At 67.6% G+C, this 22,227-nt stretch carries 24 protein-coding genes, 1 tRNA gene and 1 riboswitch; of the genes, 8 read left to right on the forward strand and 17 right to left on the reverse strand.

All coding sequences use genetic code 11. The features are described from left to right. Nucleotides 1-34: 34 nt before the first annotated feature. Both AB0M24_RS28125 and AB0M24_RS28130 read right to left on the reverse strand, forming a co-directional pair. Complete coding sequence (locus tag AB0M24_RS28125) at nt 35-448, reverse strand: HIT domain-containing protein (protein ID WP_363774129.1); 414 nt, start codon at nt 446-448, stop codon at nt 35-37. Nucleotides 449-469: 21 nt separating this feature from the next. Continuing rightward, nucleotides 470-1,093: a pyridoxamine 5'-phosphate oxidase family protein gene (locus AB0M24_RS28130; RefSeq protein WP_363774132.1), complete on the reverse strand. Its 624-nt coding sequence runs from the start codon at nt 1,091-1,093 to the stop codon at nt 470-472. Between the two features lie 303 nt (nt 1,094-1,396). Between AB0M24_RS28130 and AB0M24_RS28135 the strand changes: the two genes are divergently transcribed. Beyond that, the gene (locus AB0M24_RS28135; RefSeq protein WP_363774135.1) at nt 1,397-2,500 is read left to right on the forward strand and encodes an FAD-binding oxidoreductase; all 1,104 of its coding nucleotides are present in this window, start codon (nt 1,397-1,399) and stop codon (nt 2,498-2,500) included. Between the two features lie 6 nt (nt 2,501-2,506). After that, nucleotides 2,507-2,589: riboswitch (ZMP/ZTP riboswitch) on the forward strand. A gap of 13 nt (nt 2,590-2,602) precedes the next feature. Continuing rightward, nucleotides 2,603-3,820: a serine hydroxymethyltransferase gene (gene glyA / locus AB0M24_RS28140; RefSeq protein ID WP_363774138.1), complete on the forward strand. Its 1,218-nt coding sequence runs from the start codon at nt 2,603-2,605 to the stop codon at nt 3,818-3,820. Here the strand turns inward: glyA and AB0M24_RS28145 are convergent. Then, nucleotides 3,807-4,364, reverse strand: coding sequence for a TetR/AcrR family transcriptional regulator (locus AB0M24_RS28145; RefSeq protein ID WP_363774141.1), 558 nt, complete (start codon nt 4,362-4,364; stop codon nt 3,807-3,809). The genes glyA and AB0M24_RS28145 overlap by 14 nt on opposite strands. A gap of 84 nt (nt 4,365-4,448) precedes the next feature. Between AB0M24_RS28145 and AB0M24_RS28150 the strand changes: the two genes are divergently transcribed. Beyond that, a complete protein-coding gene (locus AB0M24_RS28150) occupies nt 4,449-5,336 on the forward strand; it encodes an SDR family oxidoreductase (protein ID WP_363774144.1) in 888 nt (295 codons plus the stop codon). Here the strand turns inward: AB0M24_RS28150 and AB0M24_RS28155 are convergent. From AB0M24_RS28155 to AB0M24_RS28195, 9 genes are all read right to left on the reverse strand, one after another. Next, nucleotides 5,318-5,740 (reverse strand): hypothetical protein, encoded by a 423-nt coding sequence (locus tag AB0M24_RS28155; RefSeq protein ID WP_363774147.1) that lies wholly within the window; start codon nt 5,738-5,740, stop codon nt 5,318-5,320. The genes AB0M24_RS28150 and AB0M24_RS28155 overlap by 19 nt on opposite strands. 10 nt (nt 5,741-5,750) lie before the next feature. Next, the gene (locus AB0M24_RS28160) at nt 5,751-6,179 is read right to left on the reverse strand and encodes a helix-turn-helix transcriptional regulator (RefSeq protein ID WP_363774150.1); all 429 of its coding nucleotides are present in this window, start codon (nt 6,177-6,179) and stop codon (nt 5,751-5,753) included. A gap of 5 nt (nt 6,180-6,184) precedes the next feature. Next, nucleotides 6,185-7,351: a molecular chaperone DnaJ gene (gene dnaJ / locus AB0M24_RS28165; protein WP_363774153.1), complete on the reverse strand. Its 1,167-nt coding sequence runs from the start codon at nt 7,349-7,351 to the stop codon at nt 6,185-6,187. 20 nt (nt 7,352-7,371) lie between these two features. Next, nucleotides 7,372-8,001, reverse strand: a complete 630-nt coding sequence (gene grpE / locus AB0M24_RS28170; protein ID WP_363774156.1) for a nucleotide exchange factor GrpE — start codon at nt 7,999-8,001, stop codon at nt 7,372-7,374. Beyond that, nucleotides 7,998-9,860, reverse strand: coding sequence for a molecular chaperone DnaK (gene dnaK / locus AB0M24_RS28175; protein ID WP_363774159.1), 1,863 nt, complete (start codon nt 9,858-9,860; stop codon nt 7,998-8,000). Before dnaK ends, grpE begins: the two co-directional genes overlap by 4 nt. A 189-nt stretch (nt 9,861-10,049) precedes the next feature. Next, a complete protein-coding gene (locus AB0M24_RS28180; RefSeq protein ID WP_363774162.1) occupies nt 10,050-10,940 on the reverse strand; it encodes a DUF4097 family beta strand repeat-containing protein in 891 nt (296 codons plus the stop codon). Between the two features lie 81 nt (nt 10,941-11,021). Next, nucleotides 11,022-11,576 carry a hypothetical protein gene (locus AB0M24_RS28185; RefSeq protein ID WP_363774165.1) on the reverse strand — a complete coding sequence of 185 codons (555 nt, stop codon included), beginning with the start codon at nt 11,574-11,576 and terminating at the stop codon, nt 11,022-11,024. A gap of 4 nt (nt 11,577-11,580) precedes the next feature. After that, nucleotides 11,581-12,156, reverse strand: coding sequence for a TetR family transcriptional regulator (locus AB0M24_RS28190; protein ID WP_363774552.1), 576 nt, complete (start codon nt 12,154-12,156; stop codon nt 11,581-11,583). Next, nucleotides 12,153-12,476, reverse strand: a complete 324-nt coding sequence (locus AB0M24_RS28195) for a multidrug efflux SMR transporter (protein ID WP_363774168.1) — start codon at nt 12,474-12,476, stop codon at nt 12,153-12,155. Before AB0M24_RS28195 ends, AB0M24_RS28190 begins: the two co-directional genes overlap by 4 nt. Before the next feature lie 146 nt (nt 12,477-12,622). Here AB0M24_RS28195 and AB0M24_RS28200 point away from each other — a divergent pair, with 146 nt between their 5' ends. Continuing rightward, entirely contained in the window at nt 12,623-14,842 is a 2,220-nt protein-coding gene (locus AB0M24_RS28200) for a (Fe-S)-binding protein (RefSeq protein WP_363774171.1), read from the forward strand. Between the two features lie 60 nt (nt 14,843-14,902). On the opposite strand, the gene AB0M24_RS28205 is transcribed toward AB0M24_RS28200, so the two are convergent. The 4 genes from AB0M24_RS28205 to AB0M24_RS28220 form a co-directional block, all read right to left on the reverse strand. Continuing rightward, nucleotides 14,903-15,283, reverse strand: a complete 381-nt coding sequence (locus AB0M24_RS28205; RefSeq protein WP_363774174.1) for a phage holin family protein — start codon at nt 15,281-15,283, stop codon at nt 14,903-14,905. 32 nt (nt 15,284-15,315) lie between these two features. Then, nucleotides 15,316-16,590, reverse strand: coding sequence for a hypothetical protein (locus AB0M24_RS28210; protein ID WP_363774177.1), 1,275 nt, complete (start codon nt 16,588-16,590; stop codon nt 15,316-15,318). 159 nt (nt 16,591-16,749) lie between these two features. After that, nucleotides 16,750-17,301 carry a MarR family transcriptional regulator gene (locus AB0M24_RS28215; protein ID WP_363774180.1) on the reverse strand — a complete coding sequence of 184 codons (552 nt, stop codon included), beginning with the start codon at nt 17,299-17,301 and terminating at the stop codon, nt 16,750-16,752. Nucleotides 17,302-17,476: 175 nt separating this feature from the next. Continuing rightward, the gene (locus AB0M24_RS28220; RefSeq protein WP_363774183.1) at nt 17,477-18,760 is read right to left on the reverse strand and encodes an SdrD B-like domain-containing protein; all 1,284 of its coding nucleotides are present in this window, start codon (nt 18,758-18,760) and stop codon (nt 17,477-17,479) included. Between the two features lie 203 nt (nt 18,761-18,963). Here AB0M24_RS28220 and AB0M24_RS28225 point away from each other — a divergent pair, with 203 nt between their 5' ends. Continuing rightward, nucleotides 18,964-19,944: a cation diffusion facilitator family transporter gene (locus AB0M24_RS28225; RefSeq protein WP_363774186.1), complete on the forward strand. Its 981-nt coding sequence runs from the start codon at nt 18,964-18,966 to the stop codon at nt 19,942-19,944. Here the strand turns inward: AB0M24_RS28225 and dcd are convergent. Continuing rightward, a complete protein-coding gene (dcd, locus tag AB0M24_RS28230; protein ID WP_363774189.1) occupies nt 19,941-20,522 on the reverse strand; it encodes a dCTP deaminase in 582 nt (193 codons plus the stop codon). The two genes, AB0M24_RS28225 and dcd, sit on opposite strands and share 4 nt — an antisense overlap. A 70-nt stretch (nt 20,523-20,592) precedes the next feature. Between dcd and AB0M24_RS28235 the strand changes: the two genes are divergently transcribed. From AB0M24_RS28235 to AB0M24_RS28245, 3 genes are all read left to right on the forward strand, one after another. Beyond that, nucleotides 20,593-20,666 (forward strand) — tRNA-Gly (locus tag AB0M24_RS28235). A gap of 399 nt (nt 20,667-21,065) precedes the next feature. Continuing rightward, the gene (locus AB0M24_RS28240) at nt 21,066-21,704 is read left to right on the forward strand and encodes a hypothetical protein (RefSeq protein WP_363774192.1); all 639 of its coding nucleotides are present in this window, start codon (nt 21,066-21,068) and stop codon (nt 21,702-21,704) included. Nucleotides 21,705-21,767: 63 nt separating this feature from the next. After that, on the forward strand, nt 21,768-22,136 hold the full coding sequence (locus AB0M24_RS28245; protein WP_363774195.1) for a roadblock/LC7 domain-containing protein: 369 nt from the start codon (nt 21,768-21,770) through the stop codon (nt 22,134-22,136). Nucleotides 22,137-22,227 lie beyond the last annotated feature (91 nt).

Consider the following 22,227-nt stretch of genomic DNA (forward strand, 5'->3'; position numbering starts at 1 on the left):
CTATATCTGGAGATAGTTAGCTAAGCCAACCTTTTTAGCGGTCTACTGCGTCACTCAACAGCCGGGCGAGATCGCCCTCGAGCTTCCTCCCCGACGGCTCCGGCCACGCGAAGTACTCGTCGTCCTCCCAGTGCGGCACGACGTGAAAGTGCAGGTGAGCGACACTCTGCCCCGATCCGGGACCGCTCGCGTTGAGCACGCACACGCCGGACGCACCCAGCGCGGCCTCCATCGCCCGCGCCACGCGCCTGATCATCAGCCCGGCCGCGGTGAACGCGGCCGGGGTCGCGTCGTGCACCCCTACCGAGTGCTCACGCGGCACCACCAGCGTGTGACCAGGCGCTAGAGCGCCGGCAGGAAGCGGCAGGAACGCGACGGCGTCCGGCGCCCGCGCCACCCAGGAGGCGGGCAGGTCGCCGGACATGATCGAGCAGAAGACACATGACATACCGCCATGTGACCAGACGGGTCAGTCGGCGGCCTTGTCCGCCTTGACCCCGAAGAAGTCGCCACCCTTCCGCTTCACGTCGTCCGTTCCCCAGTCCCGGATGCGGTCGACGGGGATCATCCGCGGGATGTGCTTGCGGCAGTGGATGTAGGCCTCCTGCACCTCGACCACCACCCACCGCTCCACCTTCTTGTCCTCCGTGGAGAGCTCCTCGCGCGGCACGATCCGGGCACGACCGTTGACGTGCAGCCCGATCAGGTCGTCGGCGAAGTCCACCATCAGCATCCCGACGTGCGGGTTCTCCATGATGTTGCCCAGCGACGCCATCACGCCGTTGCCGCGGTACTCGGGGTACGCGACGGTCCGGGAGTCGATCACCTGGATGAACCCCGCCGGCCCTGCCCGCAGGGTCGAGTCGCACTCCCCGTCGGCATCAGCGGTCGAGATGAACGCCATCTCCATCCGGCCGACGAACTCGGCCATCGCGTCGTTGAGGTGATCGAGTACCTGATCGTCGTAGAAGCGTGTGGCGCGATCAGACGTCTCCAAGGCACATTGGAGGAAGTGCTCACCACGTGAGCCAGGACGCTCAACACAGTCGGGTGAGGTGGTCTCGGTCAGGTCGGTCAGCTCAGGCAGGGACACCCGCCACACGGTTCCACGCAAGCGAGCAAGTCGGTACAGAAGGGCCCTCACATTCACACTGTTGCGGTAACAACTACTCACGGAGTGTGATCAGGCTTCGCTCGAAGGTGGCATCAAGGAGTCAAACCCACCGATCAGGGGTTACTGTCCACCCTGTCGGGGGACGGATGCTTGACGAGGACTATCGCGCCTTGCCGGCGCCAATGAGAACGTGGAGACTGCGCGCGGACCATGACTGCGAACGCTGTGCTGAGCCCCATCCCTACCCCGCCACACCGGGAACCCCCACCCGGAGTCACCGCCATGGTGCGGATGATCCGGGAGAGCTTCGCGGTGGTGGAGCCGCACGCCGAAGAAGTGGCGAAGTTCTTCTACGGCATGCTCTTCTCGCTCTCGCCTGCCACACGCGAGATGTTCCCCGCGAACATGGAGGTCCAGCGGAGCCGCCTGCTCCGCGCCCTCGTGCACGTGGTGCAGATGGTCGACCGCCCGGACGACCTCATCCCCTTCCTCCGCCAGCTGGGCCGTGACCACCGCAAGTTCGGTGTCATCAACGTCCACTACGAGGCGGTCGGGACCGCGTTGCTGTCCGCGGTGAAGAAGTTCTCCGGCGCCGCCTGGACGCCCAAGGTCGAGATGGCGTGGGCCGAGGCCTACACGCTGATGGCCAGGGCGATGCAGGAGGCGGCCGACGCCGACAACGGGCCTGCCTACTGGCACGCGACGGTGCTGGAGCACCAGCGCGTCTCGTGGGACCTGGCCGTCGTACGGCTGCAGCCCGACCACCCGGTCAGCTACAAGGCCGGTCAGTACGTCAGCGTGGAGACCCCGCAGCGCAAGCGGCTGTGGCGGTACTACTCGCCGGCGAACGCCCCTCGTGAGGACGGCGTCATCGAGTTCCACATCCGGTCCGTCGACGGCGGCTGGGTGTCACGTTCGGTGGTGGGTCACACGCAGGCCGGTGACACGTGGCGGATCGGACCGCCGATGGGCCGTCTGAGCGTCGACCGCACGGCAGGCTCGGACATCCTCATGGTCGCCGGCGGCACCGGCGTGGCCCCGATGCACGCGATCATCGACGAGATGGCGCAGTACGGGGAGAACCCGCGCGTGCACCTGTTCTACGGCGGCCGCACCCGCGAGGACCTCTACGACCTGGACAACCTTCAGCGCATCGCGACCACGAACCCGTGGCTCACGGTCGTGCCGGTGCTGGAGTCGGATCCCGGCGTCCGAGGTGTCGAGCAGGGCAGCCTCGCCGACGTGGTCACCCGCTACGGCGCGTGGGAAGAGCGCGACGTCCTGGTCTGCGGCAGCCCCGCCATGATCAGGTCCACCGTGTCCCGCATGCTGGTCGCCGGAACGCCGCTCGACCGGATCAAGTACGACCCGTTCACGCTCGACTAAGCTCGGCACGTCTTCAGCGACTGGCGTGCCGAGGGTGGAACTGACCACCGGGAAGCGACGGCCGCGCACCGAACGCCTGGGTGCCCGGCACGGAGATGCGCCGTGCTCTCGAACGTCGACCCGCAAATCGCCGCCCTGATCGAGGCCGAGGCAGCGCGGCAGGCCCGCAAGCTGCGCATGATCGCCTCGGAGAACGACGTGTCAGCCGCCGTGCTCGAGGCAACAGGCTCGGTGCTGACCAACAAGTACTCCGAGGGCTACCCCGGCAAGCGGTACTACGAGGGCCAGCAGGTCATCGACCAGGTCGAACAGCTGGCGATCGACAGGGCGAAGTCGCTGTTCGGCGTCGAGCACGCCAACGTCCAGCCGCTGTCCGGCGCTCCGGCGAACCTCGCCGTCTACCTGGCCTTCCTGCAGCCCGGCGACACCGTCATGGGCATGTCCCTGCCGATGGGCGGCCACCTCACCCACGGCTGGAACGTCTCCGCGACCGGCAAGTGGTTCCACGCCGTCCAGTACGACGTCCGCAAGGACACCGGCGTCGTCGACCTGGACGAGGTCCGCTCCCTGGCTCTCGCCGAACGCCCGAAGGTGATCTTCTGCGGCGGCACGGCGATCCCGCGCACGATCGACTTCCCGGCGTTCGCGTCGATCGCTGAAGAGGTCGGCGCGATCCTGGTCGCCGACATCGCGCACATCGCCGGTCTCGTCGCGGGTGGCGCCCATCCGTCCCCAGTGGGTCACGCCCCGGTGATCACCACGACCACGCACAAGACTCTGCGCGGACCACGCGGCGCCATGATCCTCAGCGACGCCGAGCACGCTCGCGCCATCGACCGCGCCGTCTTCCCCGGCCTGCAGGGCGGCCCGCACGACCACACCACCGCGGCGATCGCCGTCGCACTGCACGAGGCCTCGCAGCCGGAGTTCCGCGAGTACGCCCACACGATCGTCGCAAACGCTCGCGCCCTGGCCGACGAGCTGCTCGCGCGCGGCTTCGACCTGGTCTCCGGCGGCACGGACAACCACCTTATCCTCGTCGACCTCACGTCGAAGGGCATCGCCGGCAAACCCGCCGCCCGCGCCCTCGACCGCGCGGGCATCGAGCTGAACTACAACGCGGTCCCGTTCGACCCGCGCAAGCCGTTCGACCCGTCGGGCATCCGTCTGGGCACCGCCGGCATCACCACGCGCGGCCTCAAGCCGGAGCAGATGCCGTTGATCGCGGACTGGATCGACAGGGCGATCGCGGCCGTCGACAACGAGCCCGCGCTCGACCGCATCGCCGCCGAGGTCGAGGACCTGCTCAGCACTCTCTAGCTGCGGCACGCACCTCTTCGAGCGCTCGGCGGGCGACTTCCGCGAAGTCCCCGCCGACCTCGAGCCACTGGGCGTACCCGCGCCGCAGCGCCAGAATGCCGAGCTCGGCGGCGACCTGGGCGTCGAGCTCGGCCACCCCGCGCCGCAGCATCGAGTCGACCATCGTGCGCGCGAACCCGGCCATCTTCAACGCGTCCCGCTCGCGCAGCTCGTCGTTGCCCGCGATCACCGCCAGCCGCCGCGGCCCGTTCGCCCGCCGCTCCTCGCTGAACGTCACGGCCATCGCCACCAGCGCAGCCTCGACCATCCCCAGCGGCTCGGCCTGCGCTCCCTCGATCCCGGCGACGATCAGTCCGAGCAGCTCGTCCTGGCCGCCGAAGAGCACCTCGCGCTTGTCCCGGAAGTGCCGGAAGTACGTGCTCTTCGTCAGCCCCGCGCGTTCGGCGATCTGCGCGACCGCCGTGTTCTCGTAGCCCTGCTCGTCGAACAGGTCGAGTGCGGCGCGCACCAACCGATCCCGCGCGTCCGGCTCCCATCGACCCATACCTCACATCATAAGTGATGCGACTCAGTCCCATCACTCTGCTACGGTTGATGAGACCAAGTCCCATCACTTGAAGGAAGTGCCATGAAGGTCTTCGTCACGGGTGCCAGCGGCCACGTCGGTTCGGCACTGGTCCCGGAACTGCTGCGCGCCGGACATCAGGTCGTCGGCCTGGCCCGCTCGGACGCGTCAGCGGAGAAGCTCATCGATCGGGGAGCGACAGTCCAGCGCGGCGATCTCGACGACCTGGACGGGTTGCGCAAGGGCGCTTCGGAAGCCGACGCCGTGATCCACCTGGCGTTCAAGCACGAGGAGATGTTCGCGGGTGACTACGCCGGCGCGTCGGCCGCGGACCTCGCGGTTGTCGCGGCGTTCCTCGACGAGCTCTCGGGCACCGGCAAGCCCTTGATCGGCACCGGCGGCACGCTCTCGTACTCGGGCCTCGGCCACACCGCCACCGAAGCCGAACGCGTTCCGGACGACCACAGCCGGGGCACCGCCCGCAACCTGATCATCGACGCCGATGACGTCCGCGGTGCCGTGGTCGTCCTGCCGCCGACCGTCCACAGTGAACTGGACACGGCCGGGTTCATCCCGTTGCTGGTCAGGATCGCCCGCACCACAGGCGTTTCCGGCTACCCGGGCGACGGCACGAACCGCTGGTCCGCCGCGCACACGCTGGACGCCGCTCGGCTCTACCGGCTGGCCGTGGAGAAGGCTCCGGCCGGCTCGGTGCTGCACGCGGTCGCGGAGGAAGCGGTGACGTTGAAGGAGATCGCCGAGGTCATCGGACGGAAGCTCGACGTGCCGGTGCAGAGCGTTCCGGACGAGCACTTCGGGCCGCTCGCGAACATGGTCACGCGGGACGCGCCGACGTCTGGTGCGCGCACGAAGTCGTTGCTGGACTGGGAACCGAAGGAGCCCACGCTCCTGGAGGACCTGGAGTCGGGCTTCTACTTCGAAGAGCGGTGAGTCAACCACTCCGCGAGACGGTCGCCGGGAGCATTCTCGCCGGTGCACTCCTCGACGAGGGCTTCGAGAGCGGACGGCGTGGCGTCGTAGTACGCCTCGATGGTCTGCCGTTCGCGTGAATCGCCGTTCTCGTGGGCGGTGTTCGCGATGCGCAGCCAGTAGAAGTCCGCGTCGAGCTCACCGGACGCGATCAGGTCCAGCACGCGCGGGAGCAGGTAGCGCGCGAACTTCTCGTCACCGATCGTGCCGGAACGCAGCCAGTAGATCTCGACCTGCTCCGCCGTCAGTTCGCGCAGCGGCACCGTCGTGAACGGCGCCACGTCCTCCGGTTTCACGCAGTGGTCGCAGTAGTCGACCACGCGCGGACGCGGCGCCGAGAAGACCTCGTAAAGGCGCTCGATCACCTGCTGTGCCTTATTTCCTGGGCTTCGGCTTCCACACCACGAGCGCGGTCTCCTGCCGGATTGGCACGAGGTCTCGCCGGTAGGACGCGTGCACGGCGGCGGCCGCGGAATCGGCCGCCGCCAACGCGTTCGCCAGTTCCTGCGTCAACTCGGTGACCCGAGAGCGCAGAGCGTCGACCTGGTGCTCCAGGTCGATGATCCGCTTGATGCCGGCGAGGTTCACGCCCTCCTCCTGGGAGAGGCGCTGAACTTCGCGCAGCAGCACGATGTCCCGCATCGAGTAGCGGCGGCCGCCACCGGACGTGCGGCCCGGCGACACCAGGCCCATCCGGTCGTAGGACCGCAGGGTCTGCGCGTGCAGACCGGAGAGCTGTGCGGCGACGGAGATCACGAAGAACGGCGTGTCCTCATCCGTCCCGGGAGGGAAGGGAAAACCCACCGGACTCACCGCCCTTCGAGCAACGCGTTCAGATCCCCTCGGGGATCGTGATCAGCGGTCACCTCTGCGTACGCCTCGAGCGCCTTGCGGGCGTCGGACGACAGGTTGTTCGGCACCGCGACCTCGAGGGTGATCAGGAGATCGCCCGCGGTCCCGTCCTTCTTGGTGATGCCCTTGCCCCGCGCCCGCAGCACCCGTCCGGAACCAGTACCGGCAGGCACCTTCAAGGTCACCTTGCCGTCCAGCGTCGGCACCGTCAACGTCGTTCCCAGCGCCAGCTCGGAGAACGTCATCGGCGCCGTCAGCGTCAGGTCGTTGCCCTGGCGTCCGAACACGCTGTGCGGGTTGACGTGCACGCGCACGAAAAGGTCGCCGGACGGGCCGCCGTTGCGACCGGGTTCCCCTTGTCCGGCAAGGCGAATCCGCTGGCCGTCGTCGACACCCGAAGGGATGCGGACGGTCAGGGTCCGCGTCCGGGTGCTGACGCCGTCGCCACCGCACTCGGGGCACGGGTCGTCGATGATCCGGCCGGTGCCGCGGCAGTCGCGGCACGGCTCGCTGAACGCGAAGGCGCCCTGCGAGCGGGTCACCAGGCCGGAACCCGAGCAGGTCGCGCAGACGTGAGGCGTGGTGCCCGGCTTGGCGCCCGAGCCGCCACACGTCGTGCAGGCGGCCGGGGACGACAGGCGCAGCGGCACCGTCGCGCCCTTGACCGCCTCGGTGAAGTCGATGCGGACGTCCGTCTCGACGTCCTCGCCGCGACGCGGGCGGGTGGCCGAACCGGCCGTGCCACCGCCGCCGCGACGGTTGAACAGGCCGCCGAGCAGGTCGCCGAGGCCACCGCCACCGGTGCCCTGGGCCGCGCGGCCGAACAGGTCGTTGACGTCGAAGCCGCCCGCGCCGCCGAAGCCGCCGGGGAAGCCACCGCCGCCACCCGCGAACAGGCGCCGGGCCTCGTCGTACTGCTTGCGCTTGGCCGCGTCGGACAGCACGCCGTAGGCCTCGGAGACCGCCTTGAAGCGGGCCTCGGCCTTGGCGTCGCCGGGGTTGGCGTCCGGGTGCAGCTCGCGGGCGAGCTTGCGGTACGCCTTCTTGATCTCGTCCGCCGACGCGTCGGAGGAGACGCCCAGCTCGCGGTAGAAGTCCTTTTCGATCCAGTCCCTAGCACTCATCCGGACGTCTCCTCCTCTCGTCAGTTCTCTTCGGCCTGCGGTGCCGGCGCGGCTTCGTACTCGGTCACCGCGACGAGCGCGGGCCGGACGAGCTTGTCGCCGAACTTGTAGCCGCGGCGCAGGACGGCGGTGACGGTCGGACCGTCGACGTCCGGGGACGTGCTGTGCTGCACGGCCTCGTGCACCGTCGGGTCGAACGCCTCGCCCTCGTGCGCGAACGGCTCCAGGCCGGTCTTGGCCAAAGTGGACACCAGCTTGTCCGCCACCGCCTTGAACGCACCGGTCAGGTCGCCGTGCGCGGCGGCCCTCTCGATGTCGTCCAGCAGCGGCAGCAGCTCGCCTGCCACGCCCGCCTTCGCGTTGTTGATCACTGCCTCGCGGTCGCGTTCCACCCGCTTGCGGTAGTTCGCGTACTCGGCGGTGAGCCGCTGCAGGTCGGCGGTGCGCTCGTCGAGCTGGACCTTCAGCTCGACGGACGGGTCGTCGACGATCTCCGCGACGACCGGTTCGTCAGCCGGAGCAGCACCTTCCTCGGCGGCAGCGTGGGCCGGCGCCCGGACCTCACCCGTTTCGGGGTCGATCCGGCGCCGGTCGTTCACGACTACCTGAGGCTGCTCCTCGTCAGGGGCGGCGTGCCTCGGCTCGGTCACTTCTTCTCGTCCTCGTCCACGATCTCGGCGTCGACGACGTCGTCCTGAGCCTTGGCACCGGCGCCCGCGGCACCCGGCGCGTCAGCACCAGGGGCCTCGGCACCGGCGGCACCCGGCGCGTTGGCGTAGATCGCCTGGCCGATGGCCTGGGACTCGGTCGCGAGCTTCTCGACCGCCGTCTTGATGGCGTTGATGTCGGTGCCCTTGAGCGCCTCGTTCGCCTCGGCGATCGCGGCGTTCACCTTGTCCTTGATCTCGGCGGGGAGCTTGTCGTCGTTCTCCTTGACGACCTTCTCCGTCTGGTAGACGAGAGTCTCCGCCTGGTTGCGGACCTCGGCCTCCTCGCGGCGGCGCTTGTCCTCCTCGGCGTGCGCCTCGGCGTCCTTGACCATGCGGTCGATGTCGTCCTTCGGCAGCGCGGAGCCACCGGTGATCGTCATCGACTGCTCCTTGCCGGTGCCCAGGTCCTTCGCGAAGACGTGGACGATGCCGTTCGCGTCGATGTCGAAGGTGACCTCGATCTGCGGCACGCCACGCGGGGCGGGCGGCAGGCCGGTCAGCTCGAACATGCCGAGCTTCTTGTTGTGCGCCGCGATCTCGCGCTCACCCTGGAAGACCTGGATCTGCACGGACGGCTGGTTGTCGTCCGCCGTCGTGAAGGTCTCGGAACGCTTCGTCGGGATCGTGGTGTTGCGCTCGATCAGCTTGGTCATGATGCCGCCCTTGGTCTCGATGCCGAGGGACAGCGGGGTGACGTCGAGCAGCAGGACGTCCTTGACCTCACCCTTGAGGACACCGGCCTGCAGAGCCGCGCCGACGGCGACGACCTCGTCCGGGTTCACGCCCTTGTTGGGCTCGCGGCCGCCGGTCAACTCCTTGACGAGCTCCGCGACGGCGGGCATGCGGGTCGAGCCACCGACGAGCACGACGTGGTCGATGTCGCCGACGGAGATGCCGGCGTCCTTGATCACGTTGTTGAACGGCGCGCGGGTGCGGTCGAGCAGGTCGGACGTGATGCGCTGGAACTCGGCGCGCGACAGCGTCTCGTCGAGGAACAGCGGGTTCTTGTCACCGTCGACCGTGATGTACGGCAGGTTGATGGACGCCTGCGACGAGCTGGACAGCTCGATCTTGGCCTTCTCCGCAGCCTCGCGGATGCGCTGAAGGGCCATCTTGTCCTTGGTCAGGTCGATGCCGTTGGCCTGCTTGAAGCGCTCGACCAGCCAGTCGACGACGCGCTGGTCCCAGTCGTCGCCACCGAGGTGGTTGTCGCCGGAGGTCGCACGGACCTCGACCACGCCGTCGCCGAGCTCGAGCAGCGAGACGTCGAACGTGCCGCCACCGAGGTCGAAGACCAGGATGGTCTGCTCCTTCTCGCCCTTGTCGAGGCCGTAGGCCAGCGCGGCCGACGTCGGCTCGTTGACGATGCGGAGCACGTTGAGGCCCGCGATCTGGCCGGCCTCCTTGGTGGCCTGGCGCTGCGCGTCCTCGAAGTAGGCCGGGACGGTGATCACGGCGTCCGTGATCTCCTCGCCCAGGTACGCCTCGGCGTCGCGCTTGAGCTTCATCAGCACGCGCGCGCTGATCTCCTGCGAGGTGTACTGCTTGCCGTCGATCTCGTCGGTCTTCCAGTTGGTGCCGACGTGGCGCTTGACCGAACGGATGGTGCGGTCGACGTTGGTGACGGCCTGGTTCTTCGCGGGCTGACCCACGAGAACCTCGCCGTTCTTCGCGAACGCGACGATGGACGGGGTCGTCCTGGAGCCCTCCGAGTTGGCGATGACCGTCGGCTCACCGCCCTCGAGAACGGCGACGACGGAGTTGGTCGTCCCCAAGTCGATGCCGACTGCACGCGCCATTGGAGTTCCTTCCGCTAGTACTTGTTGAGCGTTGCTGGCTCAAGTTTGCCATCCGCTCGAACTTGAGCCTACCCGACTCAAGCTTTCTGACTGACCCAACGGCCGGCAAAGTCTGGTTGTTCCCTCACAACGCACTGAGGACCACCCCTTGTGGAGTGGTCCTCAGCACATCCCCCGGTTCACGCAGGCTCAGACGGCCGTCACCTTGATGTTGCCGGAGCCCGCGTCGAGCTTGAGCTCGAACTTCGCGGCCGGGTCGGTCGGCACGTCGATCTTGCGGTCACCGCTGCCCGTGTCGCCGGTGACCTTGTACGGACCGCCCGCGCCCGGCACCCGCAGCGTGATGTCGCCGGAGCCCGAGTCGGCGCGGACCGTGCGCGCCGAGACGAAGGTCATCTCCACGTCGCCGGAGTCGGCGCTGGCGGTCACGTCGTTGTCGAGCGTCGTGCCGGTGATGTTGCCGGAGCCGGTGTGGAGCAGCATCTTGCCCTCCACCTGGTCCAGGTCGATGTCGCCGGAACCGAGGTCCGCGGTGACGCTGCCCTTGACCCTGGAGGCCTCGAACTTGCCCGATCCGCTGTGCGCCTTGACGTCACCCTTGATGTCACGCACGTAGACGTTGCCGGAGCCGTTGTCGACCTGGACGTTGCCCGCGATGTTGAAGGCCTCGAACTTGCCGGAACCGATCTTGTAGTCGACCGCGGCGACCCCCTCGATCACCGCGTCACCCGACCCGTTGTCCGGCGACTCCACGGTGATGTCCGCGTACGGCACCTGCACGTCGTAGTTGATCGAGCAGTTGTTGCCGCAGTCGCCCAGCACCAGCGCGGTGCCCTCGATCCGGTGCGCGACACCGGCGGGCTTGTTGTCCTTGGCGTGCTCGACCCTGCGGTGGATCTTCGTCTCGCTGATCCCCTGCACGTACCGGATCGCCACGTCCCCCGAGCCGGTGCGCACCCGCACCGACGTGTACTTCTCCGCGACCGTGTGGTCGTCGGTGAACTCGTACTTCATGATGCGGATGCCACACCCGGAGAGCAGAGCCCCCATCAGCACCGCCACCAGCGCCGTCCTCAGCATGAGCACAAAACTAGAGGTGACGCGGCTCAGCTACACGGTTGTCAGCCCCCGAAGGCAGGGTGGGGTTGTCCCTACCTTGATTCAGACAAGATCTTCGAGCACCGCTCGCAACGCAGGCGCCGTGCGCGCGGGGTCGTTCAGGAACCTCGTCGACGCGAGAACGTGAGCAGGGGCGATGCGCTCCCACAGCAGGCCGTCGACGGGCACCTCGGCGATGTGCAGCTCCACGCTCTGCGCCCACCGCCCGATGCGCGACTCGATGCCGCGAAGCACGTCCCCTATGGGCAACGCCACCGGAGACTGCACGCGGTGCAGCTGCTCGATGCCGGCCTTCATCGCGAGGACCGCTTCCCGGCAGGACGGCCGGGTCAGCAACGCCTCGGCGTCCTCGGGCACCGACGGCTCGGCGCCTCGGGTGCACGCGTCCAGCGCGTCGGCCCACCAGCCCGGCCACTCCCGCGTCACGGCGGCGCGGTCGACCCCCGCGGGCACGTGCACCGGCAACGACGGGACCAGGCCCGGCACGTGCGGCTCGACGTCGACGGACAACGCCAGCGAGTCGCGGACGTAGAGCGCGGCCAGCAGCCCCAGGCTCACCCCGTGGCTGATTCCGGACACCTCTCGCGCGAACTTCATACCTTCATTGTTCCCGCGTAACGGCGGTGAAATCGTCGCGACCACAGATCAAGAAGGACACGATTGGCTCCAGCTCCTCCTCGTTCGGAGCAACATCGGCTATCAGGCCCTGGATCAGCAGCCCGTCGACGGCCGCGAGGAACGCCCTGAACGCCACCGGATCGGCGGGCCGAACCGTCTCGACGGCCAGATCGAGCCACCGGCGTGCGGCGGCTTTCAGTTCGGGACGACGACCGGCCAGCAGGTAGAGCTCGTACTCGGCGAGTGTGCGCGCACGGTTCTCGTTGACCGCCTTCGCCAGCGACGCAGCGATAGCGCGCGGAGTGCCGCCGCTCGCGACTGCCTGCAGCATCTCGTCGCACGACTCTTCCGCCGCCCACAGCAGCGTGGCGATCAACAGGTCGTCGAGCGACGCGAAGTAGTAGGTGGGCGCTGTCGTCGGCACCCCGGCCTCGCGCGCCACGCTGCGGTGCGTCACGCCGGAGATGCCCTCGCGCTCGATGACCCTGAGCGTCGCCTCGACGATGGCACGCCGCTTCTTCTCGCCGCGCGCCTTGCGTCCATCGATTACGGCAGTCAGTGCGTCCTCCCGAGCTCGAGCGTCACCACGCCTCCGATGATCAAAGCCAACCCGATCACCATCGTGGGGTTGAGGGTCTCGCCCAGGAACTTCCAGCCGATGATCGCCACCGCCGCAACGCCGATGGCGGACCACACGGCGTAGGCGACGCCCACGGGCATACCCAACTTCAACGCGCGCGAAAGCGCCGTGAAGGCGATGGCGTATCCGACGACGACAACCACTGACGGCCACAGTCTGCTGAAGCCCTCGGACAGCTTCAACGACACGGTGGCGGCGATCTCCCCGACGATCGCCGCAGCGAGATACAGGTACAACACGGCGACCTCCAGGGCTGCTCAAGACAACTACCTGAACGATTGTTCCATAAGTTTTTGATCAACTTCTGGATACTTGACCGGTACGCGAGGAGACACCGGCCACGTCCAAGTGGTTACTCACGAGTAACGTGGCCTAGACTCCCGCCATGACCCTCCAGCTGGTTCTCGGACTCGTCGCCGTGGCGGTGAGCGTCGTCGCCTGGGGCGTGTTCGTCGCCGCCGTGCTGAAGCAGATCAAGATCATTCGGCTCGGTCAGCCGGACGGAACCCGCTTCGGGCCGTTCTGGCCGCGGCTGAAGACGTTGATCGTCGAGTTCGTCGCGCACACCAGAATGGCGAAGTTCCGCTCGGTCGCCCCGTGGCACTGGATGGTGATGTGGGGCTTCCTCATCGGCTCCGCGGTGCTGTTCGAGGCGTACGGCGAGGTGTTCGACCCGCACTTCCACTGGCCGATCATCGGCACGTGGTCCGTCTGGCTGCTGCTGGTCGAGCTGCTGGGTCTCGGCACCGTCGTCGGTGGCGTGGTGCTCGCGGTCATCCGCCAGCTCAACCACCCGCGCCGCGCCGACCGGCTCTCCCGCTTCCAGGGCTCGGACTTCAAGTCCGCGTACTTCGTCGAGGCGGTCGTGATCATCGAGGGTCTCGGCATCCTCGGCGTGAAGGCGTTCAAGCAGTCGAGCGGCCTGGAAGAGGCCCCGCTGTGGACGTCGTTCGTGACGCAGCCGCTCTCGCACCTGCTGCCGTCCGCCGCCATCTGGGTGTCGGTGATGGCGCTGATCAAGCTGCTGAGCGGCATGATCTGGCTGATCGTCGTCGGCAGGAAGCTGACGATGGGTGTTGCCTGGCACCGGTTCTCGGCGTTCTTCAACATCTACTTCAAGCGCGAGGACGACGGTGGCGTCGCGCTGGGCGCGCTGAAGCCGATGATGTCCGGCGGCAAGGTGCTCGACCTGGAGGAAGCCGACCCGGACAAGGACGTGTTCGGCGTCGGCAAGGTCGAGGACTTCACCTGGAAGGGCGTCCTAGACTTCTCCACCTGCACCGAGTGCGGCCGCTGCCAGTCGCAGTGCCCCGCCTGGAACACCGGCAAGCCGTTGTCCCCCAAGCTGGTCATCACGCAGCTGCGCGACCACATGTACGCCAAGGCGCCGTACCTGCTCGCCGGCGGCTCGCGCGACATGGGCGGCGACGAGGTCGGACTGGTCGAGGACAAGTACGAGGACTACAAGAAGCGCCTCGAGTCCATCGACGTGCTGGCGATGGCCGAGTCCGAGCGCCCGCTGGTCGGCGGCCCGGACGAGCTCGGCGTCATCGACCCCGACGTGCTGTGGTCCTGCACGACCTGCGGCGCGTGCGTCGAGCAGTGCCCTGTCGACATCGAGCACGTCGACCACATCGTCGACATGCGCCGCTACCAGGTGCTGATCGAGTCGAACTTCCCGACCGAGCTCGGCGGCATGTTCAAGAACCTGGAGAACAAGGGCAACCCCTGGGGCCAGAACGCCAAGGACCGCCTCGCGTGGACCGAGGGCCTCGAGTTCGAGGTGCCGGTGTTCGAGGGCGAGCTGGGCGACGCCGAGTACCTGTTCTGGGTCGGCTGTGCCGGCGCGTTCGAGGACCGCGCGAAGAAGACCACCCGTGCCGTGGCCGAGCTGCTGCACACCGCGGGCGTCAAGTACACCGTGCTCGGCCCGGAGGAGACCTGCACCGGTGACCCCGCTCGCCGCGCCGGCAACGAGTTCCTCTTCCAGATGCTCGCCCAGCAGAACGTCGAGGTCCTGAACTCGGTCTTCGAGGACCGCCCGGTCGGCCAGCGCAAGATCGTCGTCACGTGTGCGCACTGCTTCAACACGCTGGCGAACGAGTACCCGCAGGTCGGCGGCACGTACGAGGTCGTGCACCACACGCAGCTGCTGAACAAGCTGGTGCGCGAACGCCGCCTGGTGCCGGTCGCGCCGGTCACCGAGGACGTCACCTACCACGACCCGTGCTACCTGGGCCGCCACAACAAGGTCTACGAGGCACCGCGTGAGCTCATCGGCGCGTCCGGCGCGAAGCTGCGCGAGATGCCGCGTCACGAGGAGCGCTCCATGTGCTGCGGTGCCGGTGGCGCTCGCATGTGGATGGAGGAGCGGATCGGCAAGCGCATCAACGTCGACCGCGTGGACGAGGCCCTGTCGACCGCACCGTCGAAGATCGCGACCGGCTGCCCGTTCTGCCGCGTGATGCTCACCGACGGCGTCACCGCGCGCCAGGCCGACGGCCAGGCCGGTGCCCACGTCGAGGTCGTGGACGTCGCGCAGATGCTGCTCGAGTCGGTTCGCCGCGGCCAGACGACTCCGGCCGCGGAGGAAGCAAACGCTTAAGAGCGACAACGAAAAGGCCCTCGGTCCGTTGTGGACCGAGGGCCTTTCGCTTCGGTGAGGTCAGTCGTTGTCGGTGATCTTGTCGTAGACCACGTTCAGCACCCAGCCGGTCAGGGCGACGATGATCGCGCCCCAGAACGCGGGCCAGAAGCCGTCGACGCGGAACGGCAGGTCCAGCTGCTCGGCGAGCCACCCGGTGAGCATGAACAGCAGCGCGTTCACCACGAGCCCGATCAGGCCGAGGGTGACCAGGTAGAACAAGCAGCCGAAGAACTTCACGAGCGGCTTCACGATCGCGTTGACCAGGCCGAAGATCACTGCGACGCCGATCAGCGTGAGGATTCTCGTGCCGGTGGTGCCCTCACCCAGGTCGATGCCGGGGAGGGCGGTCGACACCCAGACCGCCACGGCAGTCAGCAGCACATGCACCAAGATGCCCATGCCGCAGACTAACCGTGGCGGGTCCTAAGTGGTCAGGACCGGCGGCGGCGCGCCACGAAGAACGCGCTCAGACCGGCCGCGAGCAGCACCGAGCCCAGCGCCAGGAAGCCGAGCGGCGAGGCACCGGTCGAGGCGAGACCGGTCTTGTTGCCCGCCTTGGCCACGGCCGGCGTGGTCGTGGTGGTGCTCGTCGGCGAGGTCGTCGTCGTGGTCTCCGACGGCGAGGTCGTGGTGCTCTTCTCCACGACCTGGACCCGCTTGCTGAACTTGGAGCCCTGGTTCCCGCGCTCGACGTCCTTGTGACCGCCGACCCACGGCCGCACGTACGGCCCCAGGTTGATGTTGGGCTCCTTGGGGTCCTCGGGCGCGGTGAACTCGGCCTTCACCTCGACCGTGAGCGACTCACCCGGCAGCAGCGGCGCGACCGTCTCGAAGTCGCCGTCCTCACCGACGACGTTCTTGCTGTGCGAGAGGATCTTCCCGGTGGGGAGGAAGACGAGGAACGACAGCTTGCCGGGGTTGTCGCCCCTGTTGGCCAGCTTGATCCTGATGTCGACCTGGTCGCCGACCGTGTACACGTCCTTGTCGGGCGTGACCGTGAACTCCTCGATGGCGGCGTCGGCCTTGGGCTTGAAGTAGCGGATGTCGATCCGCGTGTTCCGCGCCCCGGCCTTGGCCTGGCCCGTGACCCAGTCGATGTCGTTCGCGCCCAACGGCTTGGCGATCGCCAGTTCGCTGCGCGCGAGGTCCGGCGCCGTGACCGTGTAGGCGCCTTCCTTCAGCTCGAACCGGTACGAGCCGTCCACGCCCGGCTTGGTGGTGGCGTCGACCTGAGTACCGTCGATCGCCTTGCCGCTGACCTTGATCTCGCCGGTGGACGGCTGCTCGTCGGCCTGCTTCACGCCGTCACCGTTGGTGTCGACGAAGCTGAAGCCGTCGATGAAGCTGCCCCACACGGGGAAGTCGAGCGTCGTGTTCTCGGTGACGACGCGCGCGGCGAAGGGCGTGTTGAAACCGTCCTTGTCCATGTTCAGGACCAGGTACTGCGAGGCCTTGGGCAGTACTGCCTTGTACCGGCCGTTCGCATCGGTGCCGAACTCGGCGACCTTCTCGCCGTCCTTGTTCTTCACCTGCACGCCGGGGCCGTTCGCGCGGACGGTCTCACCCGCGTCGTACTTCTCGTTGAAGTTGCGGTCGAGGAAGATGACGCCCTCAACGGTGATCGTCTCGTCCTGCGCCGCGGCAGAGGTGGCCACGACGGGCAGGACGAGGGCAGCCGTCATGGCGACGGCGAAGACCTTCTGCACTGTTTCCCCCAGTGTTCGATTGCTCCACATAGGACATCGATCCACCAGGGGTGCGGTGTTGCGTGATGTCGCTCACTCCGACAGCGGATAGCCACCCATGTCGCACCCCTCCCTCTCGCGCCAGATAGCACGATATCGGATAGTACGAGTTCGTAGCAATTACTCCTTGCTGTCGAGAGCGAGCCGGGTGCGACGATGTGCCGGGCCCAGTTCGCCCGCGAGGACCTCCATCACCTGACGCAGCAGGTCGCGCAGGTTCTCCAGGTCAACGCCGGGCAGCGCGGTGAAGAGGTCCTTCTCGCGCTGCGCCTGGCCCGCGACGATGTCGAGGAAGATCGTGCGGCCGGCGTCGGTGAGCGTCGCGGGCAACGAGCGGCGGTCGCTCGGGTCGAGCTCGCGGACGACGAGACCGGCCTTCTCCAGGCGGTCGAGACGGCTCGTGATCGTCGTGGCCGGGCTCAGGGTGCCGTTGGCGAGCTGCTTGGGCGTGAGGCGGTGCGGCGGCCCGATCCAGAACAGACGGGCGAGGATCTCGTAGTCGGCGCGGTTCAGCCCGTGCGGCGCGGCGATCTCCGTGGCGAGGAAGTCCAGGTACTTGCTGATCTGGTGCACGCGGTCGACCACGCCCTCGACCACCGGATCGATCGCCGGAACCATGGCCCTCCACGACTCGACCTCGGCGTCGGTGTCGTCCGCACCTCGCTTGCCCATCCCACGATGGTAGTTGCGCCCGCATGCAGAACGGCCCGCGTCTCTCCCGGACGCGGGCCGTTCCGTCTTACCCCCTGGTGATCAGCGTCCCCCCGGTGCAGATCCCAGCCTTAAGACACCGCAGGCACCCGAGATGTTGCCCTGGCCCGCGAATGTCACTCGAATGGCTTAACGATCAGGCGGTCTTGCGGCGGCGACCAGCGAAGAGGGCCAGGCCACCGAGAACCAGGGCACCCAGGCCGATCGCACCCGCGGCGACGGGGTCCGCACCGGTGTTGGCCAGGCCCGCCGTCTTCTTGTACTCGGCGTCCACGACCGCGGGACCGTGGTTCTGCTCCGGCTGCGTGGTGGGCGCGGCGGCCACCGCGTTGATCTTGCGGGTCAGCACGTTGTTCGACCGGTCGGTGTCGGCGTTGTCGTTGCCGACCTCCCACTTGATCTCTCCGCCGGTGAACTCCTTCTCCACCACGACCTTGGCACCGAGGAACTCGGCGAGCTGCGGGCTCTGCTTGAGACCGTGCGGCAGGAGCACCTGCTGACCCTGCACGACAGCCCCGTAGCCGAGACCACCGGCGGGCTCCACGATGCGCAGACCCTCGGGCAGCGTCAGCGTGCCGCTGAGGCTCTCCGGCGCGTTGCCGTTGGCCCACAGCGAACCGAGGACGGTCAGCGTGTCGCCCACCTTGAAGGTGTTGTCGACGGTGGCGTCCGGGTTGGCGACGATGATCTGCACCGCCTTCAGGTCGGGGCGCAGCGTGATGAAGCCCGCGTCCACACCCTTGACCTGCTCGCCCCTGCCGACCTTCTGCACGTACGACTGCGCCGTGACCCAGTCGAACTTCGAGTCGCCGTGCGGCTTGGTCAGCACGAGCGGGTCGCCCGTCTTCTTGGTGGACGTGAGCGCGTAGTCGCCCGCGGGCACGTTGTCGAAGCAGTAGCCGCCGTCCGCGCCCGACTCGACGAGCTTGTCCAGCGCCTTCAGGTAGATCTGGCGGCCGGACAGCACCGGCTCGCCGGCCTGACGCTTGCCGTCCTCGTTGGTGTCGCTCCACGCGGTGCCGCAGATGGAGCCGCCGCGGACGCCGAAGCTCAGGTCCACCCCGCCGGAGTTGAGGTTCACCTTCACCGTGGACGGCGTGGTGTTGCCGAGCTTCGGGTCGACGTAGCTGACCTCGTACTCGCCGTACGGGGCGCGCTTGATCGTGTAAACGCCGTCGGCGGACGTCGGGAATCCGTGCGTCTGGCCGTTCGGCTCCTTGATCATGACGTCGACATCTCGAATGCCCGGCTCGTTGTCCTGCTTCTTGCCGTCGCCGTTGAGGTCGTTGAAGACGTAGCCGCCGATGTAGCCCGTCGGCTGCGCGTCGTCCTGCGCGAGTGCGGTACCGGAAAGCGCGAGCGGCACGGCGACCAGCGAGGTCACGACGGTGATGGCCGCAGCACGAATCTTGTTGCTCATTATCCTGCCCCCAGGAATTTTTGTGCAGCACAAATAGAGCTGCACATTTCAGTGATTTTTCCCAGCCGCTCCAGCGTCCGGTCGCTATAGAGTCGTTCGAGGGGCCTGTCCGGTTGCTGCCCGAGACCCAACCGTGATTTTCGCCGGTCAACGGCCCCATGTCAGCACTGTGGGCGTGCGGGCGCGGGCCTAGAGTGATCGCCATGAGCGAGAAGCCGTCGGGCTCGGGCGAAAGCACACTCACCGTGGTTCTGGCCCTGCTGGTGAATCTGGCGATCGCGGTCATGAAGGCCGTCGCGGGCGTTTTGACCGGTTCCGCGGCAATCCTCTCCGAAGCCGCGCACTCGGTGGCCGACACGTTCACCGAGGCGCTTCTGCTCACGGCCCTGCGCCGCTCGGACCGCCCTGCCGACCGCCGCCACCCGTTCGGCTACGGCAAGGAGCGCTACTTCTGGTCGCTGCTGGCGGCCGTCTCGATCTTCGCCTCGGGCGCGATGTTCGCGTTCTACGAAGGCTTCCGCACGGTCTTCGGCGAACAGGAGGAGCAGACCAGACCCCTGGTCGGCTACGTCGTGCTGGCGCTGGCGTTCGTGCTGGAGTCGATCTCGTGGACGCAGGCGTTCCGGCAGGTGCGCAGCGAGGCCGCCGCGCACGGCCGCGGGTTCTGGGACTTCCTGCGCGTGTCCGACGATCCGACCGTGAAGACGGTGTTCCTGGAGGACTCCGCCGCGCTGATCGGCCTGGTGCTGGCGTTCGCCGGCCTCGGTCTGCACCAGCTGACGGGGTCGTCGGTGTGGGACGGCCTCGCGTCGCTGGCGATCGGCGTGCTGCTGGCGCTGGTCGCGTACGTGCTGGCGCGCACCAACAAGGGTCTGCTGATCGGACAGCAGGCGGATCCCGTGATGGTGAAGGCGATCTGGCGCCGACTGGGCGAGGTGCCCGAGGTCGACGCCGTGGTCGACGTGCTGACGATGCTGATCGGCACCGACCGCGTGCTGCTGTGCGCGCGGCTCGACTTCGACGACAAGCTGACGGCGTTCGAGCTGGAGAACGCGTGCGTGCGCATCTCGGCCGAGCTGCGTGCGTCGTTCCCCGACCTCGACGAGATCTTCCTGGAACCCGTGCCGCGCACCGATCCGGACCTGCGGCGCCGGGTGCTCGACCGGTACGGCGACCTGAGCTAGCGCCGCGTGTCGGTGCGGTGGAAGTTCAGGTAGGCGCGGCTCGGCGTCGGCCCGCGCTGCCCCTGGTACCGGCTGCCGGCCTGCTTCGAGCCGTACGGGTGCTCCGCCGGGCTCGACAGCTTGAACAGGCACAGCTGCCCGATCTTCATGCCGGGGTGCAGGGTGATCGGCAGGTTCGCGACGTTGGACAGCTCCAGCGTGATGTGGCCGGAGAAGCCGGGGTCGATGAAGCCTGCCGTCGAGTGGGTGAGCAGACCGAGGCGGCCGAGGCTGGACTTGCCCTCGAGCCGGCCCGCCAGGTCGTCCGGCAGCGTCACCATCTCGTAGGTGCTGCCGAGCACGAACTCACCGGGGTGCAGCACGAACGGCTCGCCGTCCTGCGTCTCCACCAGGCTCGTCAGCTCGTCCTGCTGCATCGACGGGTCGATGTGCGTGTACTTGGTGTTGTTGAAGACCCGGAAGAACCGGTCCAGTCGCACGTCGATGCTCGACGGCTGAACCATCTCGACGTCGAACGGGTCGAGCAGCAGACGGCCCGACTCGACCTCTTTGCGCAGATCCTGGTCACTCAGCAGCACTCGGACAGGCTAACCGACCCCCGCGAGGCGCGTTGCGAGGCTGTGTATGATCGGCTCCGAGCTTGCTCGTGCGGGTGTAGTTCATTGGTAGAACGACAGCTTCCCAAGCTGTAGAGGCGGGTTCGATTCCCGTCACCCGCTCCACTCGAAGGCCCTCCGCGTGAGGGCCTTCGGCGTATCCGGGACCGTCGCCTCCAGGCTGCTCGACGCCGACAGGTCCATGGATTGCGAATAGAAATTTCTCGCCGCCTTTCTGCGTCCCATGGAATGTTTCACTCGATGGAGTGACGCTTGGCTACGCTGGACAGTTTCGGCGGGTAAGAAGTAACCCCGGCGATCGCTCTTTCGATGAAGCTGAAGTACTCGATTGGATGATCAGATCGCAGGACATCCGCTCAGTTAACCCGAATTAACCCGGAGTGACTTCTGAGACGCGACAACAGAGCCTCATTCGACGTCCTCGCGCAAGCCCTGGCGCAGTGCCACACGGATCGAGTCACCGGCGCGTTGCGCGTTGTGAGCAATGCGGGCGGATTGTTTCATTTGCGCGACGGCGTGGTCGTCGCGGTGGACAGCCCCGGTTCACCCGGAGCGGAGACGCTGCTGCTCAGCTCCGGAAAGATCGAGGAAAAGGACTGGACCAAGGCTCTGGTGGAAAGTGTCGAGTCGCGATCTCTGCAAGCCGCACTCGTCGCAATGGGAATCATCACCACCGCCCAGGTCCAGGACATCGTGACAACCGCCGTGCACGACGGTGCATTCGCCGTGGCCGCCGGCGACATCGAGCGGTGTGTCGTGGACGAGTCAATTGATCACCCCCTGCTGCCCGCACCCGAAGGCGTCGCCGCGGACGTGCTGATGTCGGAGACGGCTCGTCGACTGGACGCCCTCGCGTCACTCCCGATCGCGTTGTCGCCCTACCGGGACCGCGTGATCGCGGTCGACGGCGCTGAGCAGGGCTGTTCGACCGCGGAGCGGCGGGAGATCGTCGCGCACGCCACCGGCAGGCGCACCGCGCGGGACATGGCCTTCGCGCTCGGCCGCGGGCTCTACCCGGTCACCGTGGAGATCGCTCTGATGCTCGGTGACGGACTGCTGGAGATCGCACCACCTGCGACATCGTTCAGTTTTTCACGCTGGGGGCCGGCCGCACTGCGCCCCCGAAACGCCGGAACCGGCTGAGGCCGTGGAGGTGGAATGTTAGTCCTGAGCGGTTCGACCTTTCCAATTCAGGAGTGGAAGGAATTGGACTACGACGCCCTGAGCGCCGAGATGCGGAAGCTCCGGGAGAACGTCCCCGGGGTGACCGACACGGTCATCGCCGCAGCCGACGGGATTCCGATTCTCGCCGACGTGGCGAAGAACGTCGATCCGGCGCACATCTCCGCTCTGGCCGCCAGCGATCTCGGAATCGCGCGCCAGGCGGCGGAGGTGATCGGTCTGGGAGCGCTCAGCCAGACCGTTGTTTTCGGCAGCCAGGGTTACATGGCGGTGTACGCCATCGGCCGGCTGTCATTGATGGTCGTGCTCGGGGACAAGGGTCTGAACCTGGGACGCCTGCTGCTCGAGTCCCGGCCCGTGATCGAACGAGTCGGCGCGATCCTGGCCGCCTAGCGCATGTTTTCGCTCGGCTCTTTGCTCACCACAACGATTTCTTCCGCATGGAGGCGTGTCCGCGTGCCGTCGAGACACAGAAAAGCGGCCA

The organism is Lentzea sp. NPDC051838, from assembly GCF_040681245.1.
Classification (GTDB): Bacteria; Actinomycetota; Actinomycetes; order Mycobacteriales; family Pseudonocardiaceae; genus Lentzea.